Raw genomic sequence first — 6,271 nt, forward strand, 5'->3', positions numbered from 1 at the left:
GCGCTCCTCACCCGAGCCGTCCAAGCCGCCGGCGCCGTGAACCCCCCGCACCTGGCACCACTCGCCAAAGAAGACGACTTCCCCCGCACCGAAGCGGGACTGACCGAACTGCTCCTCGCCGCGGGATTCACCGACGTCCACTGCACCACCCTGCAGTGGGACCACGACACCGACCACGAGGAGTGGTGGAGCGGCCCGGCCGCCGGCGTCGCGACGATCGGTCAGATCATCACCGGCCAGACAACCGAGACGATCGCCGACATCCACCGGCATTACCTCGCGCTGAGCGCCGAATTCACCACCCCCGCCGGCCGCCTCGCCCTACCCCACGCCGCCCTGCTCGCCTACGGCCGGGCGTGAGGGCTCGGGGTGGGCGGGCCGCTGCCACCGCGGCGGAGTTCTGACGTGGGCAACTGGGACACGTGGGTGGCAAGCCATCGGTACGATTCGGCAGCCTGGGCACAGGTCAGGGGCGACGAAGCCGACCTGCTCTGGGACCGGTTCGACGCCGCGTTCCGGATCCGCTCGAGTCTGTATGACGTCCCAGGGATCGACGAGCCGACACCGTCGATCACGTATGACCTCACCTACGAAGACGGAACGCGCGTCGAGCCGGTGTGGGTGAACCGCGTCGTCCTCGCCGCACTGCGCCGCGTCACAGGCGTCGACGACAGCGTGGTCGTGCTGGACTGGCGGCACCAGGGCTACCGGTGCCGACCGCACAGAATCCGAGACAAGGAGCCGCCCCACGAGACGTGGCCGATCGAGATCCATCCCGATCACGACTACTACGTCTGGCTGGCCGAGGACTTCCGATTCGGCACGTTCGGACACCCGTGGGAGCCCAGCCTGTGCGTCTTCGGCGAGGAGTTGCTCGCGGCCGTCGCCGAGATCGGCGATGAGGCGTTGGGGCGCATCCTGCGGCGAAACGGTACTCCGGCCCGCGTTACCGAGCGGGCGGAGTCGACCGACACCGAGACGTGAGTCCACGCCCCGTCGGTCGGGCGCTCCCAGGTCTTGCGCTCCCAGCAATGACGGACTGATCATGGCGAGCATGTTCTCAACGGGCTTCGCCTGGTTCGGTCTGGCTTTGGGCATCGCGCTCGTTGTCGAAGCCGCCGTGATCTTCGTGCTGCGCCATCGGCCGGAGAGCGCGAGTCGTCGTAGGGGTGGCGGGCAGGTGCCGATGTTGCTGTGCATGGGCGTCATGTTCACCAGCCGCAGCGCGGCAAATTTACGTGGATGGACCGGCCCTGGCATGACGACGGTGTTCGCGGTCGGGATGCTCGCCGCCGTCGCGACCATCGTGTTCGCGACTCGATCGCTGGCGTCCCGCGCCTCCGCGCAGCGCCGGGCTCTCCCGCCGTCGCAGCCGGAGTAGTCGGTCCGCCCCTCTGCTCGCCACTCGGCCGTGCCGAGTATGTCGCAGGAGCATGCGATCCGCGCGGAGTCTTATGTAGCGGGATTGGCCGGCTGAGGTGTGAGCGGCGGATAGTAGAGCACCTCGACGTACATGATGCGGCCGTTCACGACGTCGAGCACGATCATGCCGCTGCGGTCGCCGTCGCGGAGCAGGGGGATGTTGCGGTGGCCGGGACCGTATGCGCCATCGGGTTTGGGCGCGGTGTAGAAGCTCTGGCAGAAGTCGTCCCCGCACCCGCATTGGGCGACGATGCGCAGGTCGTGGGCGCAGACGGCGAGGTCGGTGTGTCCATCGCTGGTGAGGAGCGAGACGAGTTCGGCGGCGAAGGCGGGGAAGGTCTCGCGCAGGAGTGGCGGCTGATCAGACATCGCATGCATCCTGCCGCCTGGGCGGCCGGGTTGCCAAGGCATTTGGCTTCCGGTGCGGGGGCAGGTTGCGTGCGCGGGCCTGCGCTGCGACTGCCGACGCTAACCTGTTGCCATGCAGGGGCGAGGAAGGTCGAGTATTCGTGTCAAGGCGGGCGCGCCACCGCGCGTGTCCTTCAAGCCCGCCCCGGTCAGCCGTGATCGGGAGCCTGAGAAGACGTTGGTGCCCGTCGCCCCGCAGGTCGCGCACCGCCGCATGTGGCGGGCGATGGCGATCGTCGGTGGAAGCTGGGCGGCGGTCATGGCCGCGGACGTGATCGCGATTCGAACCGGGGTGCTGCCGCCGACCTACACCGCAATCGCGACCGCCGCAGGTTTCCTGACACCCGCCATAGCCCTGCCGATCTGGCACGGAATCTGCGGTGCGCCGCAGGTCGCCGCGCAGGACGGCCGGACGCTCGTCTCGGCCAGGACCCTCACCGGGGTGCGCACCATCGCCCCGGACGAACTGGTCTCGGTGCGGCGTTTCGAGGCGGCCTCGCGGGGCGGATCGACGGACGAGCTGCGTCTGCGTGACCGCCACGGACTGTGCCTCGCCCTCGACGCAACCTACGCTGACGCAGCGGTACGCCGCGCCGTCCTGATAGCGCCTCCCGGATCGATCAAGGTCTCCCGGCCCGCACAGTGCCGCCTCGGCCTGCGCCCCCGTCGCCGCGGTGTGAGGACCGCGCGGTTGATGCTGGGCGTCCTGTGGCTGTTGCCGGCTTTCGTCCCCTTCGGCCTGGCGAGTTGGGGGTTGGCGTGTCTGCTGGTCGGCAAGAGTACTTGAGCAGGGCCCTGATGCCGCGGCCCGCCCGAAAACCTTTGGACGATGCCGGGGCCGTCACGCGACACTGAGAGTTCTGACGGCGGACTACCGCTCAAATCCCTGGGCACGGTGAGGAGGGGGCGGTGATGGGTGTTTCCCGCGAAGACGAGGGCGAGGAGAAACCGGACAAGGGTTCGGTGATGCTCGCGGTGCGCTATTACCTGCGCGAGCTCGCCCGGCTGTGGCGGTTCACGGTGCCGGCCATGCTGGGGACGGCGGTGGGCAACATCGGCATCCTCTACCTCGCGCCGCTGCTCGTCGCGATGCTCGTCACCCGGATCGCCGGCAACGCTCATCTCACGCTCGGTGCGGCATTTCCCTATGTGCTCGGCTTCACCGGCATTCTGCTGGTCGCGGAAGTGTTCTGGCGCATCGGTATGTACTATCTGAACCGGCTCGACGCGCTCGGCATCGAGCATCTGTACGTGGTGGGCCTGGACGAGTTGTTCGCCAAGGACTCCGCGTTCTTCCACGACAACTTCGCCGGCTCGCTCACGAAGCGGGTGCTGAGCTTCGCGTCCCGGTTCGAGCAGACCGCGGACACGCTGGTGTTCGAGGTCGTGGGCAACTTCATTCCCCTGGCCTTCGGCTCGGTGGTGCTGTGGCGCTACGACCCGTGGCTCGTGATCGTGCTGTTGGGGATGATCGCGGTGACGGCGCTGGCCGTGGTCCCGATCATTCGCCGCCGCCAGGCGCTGGTGAACCTGCGCGAGGCGGCCATCGCGCGGGTCGCGGGGCATGTGGCGGACAGCCTGACGAACATGGACACGGTCCGGGCGTTCGCCGCCGAGGGGCGGGAGGCCGCCGAGCACCGCACCCGGGTCGCGCAGGCCAAGCGGCTGTCGGTGCGCTCCTGGGACTACAGCAACCTGCGCGTCGACACGTTGATCGCGCCGATGTCGGTGCTGACCAACGGCCTCGGCCTGCTGCTGGCGGTCACGCTGGCCACGGCCGGAGGCCAGGGGGTGGCGGCGATCGTGGTGGTCTTCTCCTACTATTCGAACGCGACCCGGGTCATGTTCGAGTTCAGCCGGATCTACCGCAATCTGGAAAGCGCGATGACCGAGGCCGCGCAGTTCACCTCGCTCATGCGCACGCCCGCGAAGGTGCTCGACCCGGTGACGCCGCAGCCGCTGCGGTCCCGGCCCGCCGAGGTCCGGTTCGAGCGGGTGACGTTCGGCTACAGCAGTGCCGTGCCCCTGTTCGAGGAGCTCGACCTGGCAGTGCCGAGCGGGGCCAGAATCGGCTTGGTGGGCCGGTCCGGCGGGGGCAAGAGCACGCTGACCAGGCTGCTGCTGCGGATGACCGACATCGACGCCGGACGGATCCTGATCGGCGGCCAGGACATCCGCGAGCTGCGCCAGGCCGACCTGCGCGGCCAGATCGCCTACGTACCCCAGGACCCTGCGATGTTCCACCGGTCGCTGCGCGAGAACATCGCGTTCGCCCGGCCGGGGGCCACCGAGGCCGAGATCCGCCGCGCCGCCGAGGCCGCGCACGTCGCCGAGTTCGTCGACGGCCTGCCGGAGGGTTACGACACGATGGTGGGCGAACGCGGCGTGAAGTTGTCCGGCGGACAACGCCAGCGCGTCGCCCTGGCCCGGGCCATCCTGCGCGACGCTCCGATCCTGCTGCTCGACGAGGCGACCAGCGCCCTGGACTCCGAGAGCGAGATCCTGGTCCAGGAAGCACTGTGGCGATTGATGGAAGGGCGCACCGCCCTCGTGGTGGCGCACCGCCTGAGCACCGTCGCCGGCATGGACCGACTCGTGGTGCTCGACCGCGGCCGGATCGTCGAGCAGGGCACGCACCACGAACTGCTCGCCGCGAAGGGCGCCTACGCGCGGCTCTGGCAGCACCAGTCGGGCGGCTTCCTCACCGAATCGCCGGAGACCTCGCCGGAGAACTCGTCCGCGGCTTCGCCCGAGACCTCGCCAGCGACTTCGCCCGCGACGGTGGGCGCCACCTGACCTGGGGCCGGGCCTCGTGGCGGCCCGGCCCACCGGCTTTGTCAGTAGCATGCGGTACATGCCGATACAGGATGAGCCCAGGTGGGATCCGCTCGACGCGCTGACCGAGGCCGACCGCGTCACCTTCTCGAATCCGTGGCCGCAGCTGTGTCCGCTCAATGTCCCCGGCCCGTTCTACACGGGCGAGACGGACAACTGCTGGACCGGCAGGATCCACGCTCCGGACCACATCATGTACGGCGGCACCTACTTCTCCGAGTACGTCTATCGCCAGCCGCACGACCCGGCCGCGGTCACCGCGATCGCGATGGCCGCCTTCGAGGATCCCTTCGCCGGCTACGGGTATGACGGCGACGCGCACTGGAGCCCGCAGGCGGTGCGCACGTGGTGGCGCGATCGTGACGAGGTGAGGCAGAGCGTGCTCGCGACCGTGTCCGTGCTCGAGAGCGAGGACGGCAGCGCGAGCGCCGAGGCCGCGCTCGGCGCACGCGTCTACCTCGACTATCTCGGCGGCGAGCTCGAAGCCGACCTGCGCAGGTACCTGTTCCGGCTCGACCAAGGCCACTACCCCGTCCGCGGTGAACGTCTTCCAGAGCTCTGAGCGGCCGGGCACAGCGCGGGGGCTTTTCCGGTGGGTGACCTCGACGGTTTCCGGGGGCCGTGGTAGGTTCACGGAACCTTAGCCGAACCTTCAAGGCGGACCTGTGAACAACCTCGGGCTGGTGAGCATCGGCAGCGCCGCGGCGGCCGCGGGGGTGCCCGAGTGGCGGCTGCGGTCCTGGGAGGCTTCGGGGCTGCTGACGCCGGCCCGGTCCGCGGCGGGGTACCGGCTCTACTCCTCGGCGGACATACGCCGGGCGGTCGAGTTGCGTGAGGCGTCGAGCAGCACGAACCGGCTCGGGGTGTTCGCGGCGACGGCGGATCAGAGGTCGACGCGCGAGACGGCGACTCAGGACATAGTGACGCCGGCCGCGCCGGGCCGGCAGGAGCGCGCGTCGGGCGCGGTAGAGGCGCGCAGGATGCGGATCCTGCGGCGGCTGGCGCACGCGATCAGGCACGTCGACGACCTCGGGCATGTGCTCGGCACCGCGCTGGAGAGTGCGCTGGGGATGGTGGACGCGGAGATCGGGGCGTTGTCGTACGCCGACATCTCCACTCAGCGCTACGTGCTGGCGGCTCAGCGTGGGCTCTCGCCCGCCTACGTCCGCGGTATCGACACCTGGAACCTGCACGAGGGGCTGGCCGGGGAGTCGTTCGGGCTGCGCGAGCCGCTCACGATCGTCGACCTGAGCACCAACAGCGCCGTGGCCAGGGACGTCGTGCACGCCGAGCGTCTGCGCGGATACCTGTGCGTCCCGCTGCTGCGCGGGCAGCGGCGTCTCGGGATCATCGAGGTCTTCGATCGGGAGCCGCGGGTGTTCTCGGCCGACGAGGTCCAGTCGCTGGAGCTGATCGGCGCGTCCGTGAGTTCGATCGTGGAGAGCCTGGTGCTGACGCAGGAGCTGAGCTTCCTGCGCGACGAGCGGGCCAAGGTGCTGCGCGAGTGGACCGTGCAGGCGCTGGCCACCGCCGACACGGAGCGGGTGGAGCTCGTGCGCGCGCTGCGGTCCGAGGCGAGCGGCCTGGAGGGCGGGGAGTACGGGGC

General features: G+C 69.7%; 7 protein-coding genes and 1 pseudogene. 7 read left to right on the top strand and 1 reads right to left on the bottom strand.

Annotated features, from left to right (window positions below; all coding sequences use genetic code 11):
* From KDL01_RS38200 to KDL01_RS38210, 3 genes and pseudogenes are all read left to right on the top strand, one after another.
* A pseudogene (locus KDL01_RS38200) lies at positions 1–360 on the top strand (SAM-dependent methyltransferase); the annotation flags it as partial.
* 45 nt (positions 361–405) lie between these two features.
* Positions 406–984, top strand: a complete 579-nt coding sequence (locus KDL01_RS38205) for a DUF2716 domain-containing protein (protein ID WP_212533604.1) — start codon at positions 406–408, stop codon at positions 982–984.
* Positions 985–1,045: 61 nt separating this feature from the next.
* The gene (locus KDL01_RS38210; RefSeq protein WP_212533605.1) at positions 1,046–1,381 is read left to right on the top strand and encodes a hypothetical protein; all 336 of its coding nucleotides are present in this window, start codon (positions 1,046–1,048) and stop codon (positions 1,379–1,381) included.
* A 71-nt stretch (positions 1,382–1,452) separates the two neighbouring features.
* On the opposite strand, the gene KDL01_RS38215 is transcribed toward KDL01_RS38210, so the two are convergent.
* Positions 1,453–1,791, bottom strand: a complete 339-nt coding sequence (locus tag KDL01_RS38215) for a hypothetical protein (protein WP_212533606.1) — start codon at positions 1,789–1,791, stop codon at positions 1,453–1,455.
* Between the two features lie 220 nt (positions 1,792–2,011).
* Between KDL01_RS38215 and KDL01_RS38220 the strand changes: the two genes are divergently transcribed.
* The 4 genes from KDL01_RS38220 to KDL01_RS38235 all read left to right on the top strand — a co-directional run.
* Positions 2,012–2,617 (top strand): hypothetical protein, encoded by a 606-nt coding sequence (locus KDL01_RS38220; RefSeq protein WP_212533607.1) that lies wholly within the window; start codon positions 2,012–2,014, stop codon positions 2,615–2,617.
* 125 nt (positions 2,618–2,742) lie between these two features.
* Positions 2,743–4,626 (top strand): ABC transporter ATP-binding protein, encoded by a 1,884-nt coding sequence (locus KDL01_RS38225; RefSeq protein WP_246577570.1) that lies wholly within the window; start codon positions 2,743–2,745, stop codon positions 4,624–4,626.
* Positions 4,627–4,684: 58 nt separating this feature from the next.
* Positions 4,685–5,227 carry a hypothetical protein gene (locus KDL01_RS38230; RefSeq protein ID WP_212533609.1) on the top strand — a complete coding sequence of 181 codons (543 nt, stop codon included), beginning with the start codon at positions 4,685–4,687 and terminating at the stop codon, positions 5,225–5,227.
* Between the two features lie 103 nt (positions 5,228–5,330).
* Positions 5,331–6,271, top strand: a 941-nt coding sequence (locus KDL01_RS38235) for a GAF domain-containing protein (protein ID WP_212533610.1), incomplete at its 3' end; no start/stop codon positions are given.

Origin of the sequence: Actinospica durhamensis (genome assembly GCF_018139695.1) — a bacterium.
GTDB lineage: Bacteria > Actinomycetota > Actinomycetes > Streptomycetales > Catenulisporaceae > Actinospica > Actinospica durhamensis.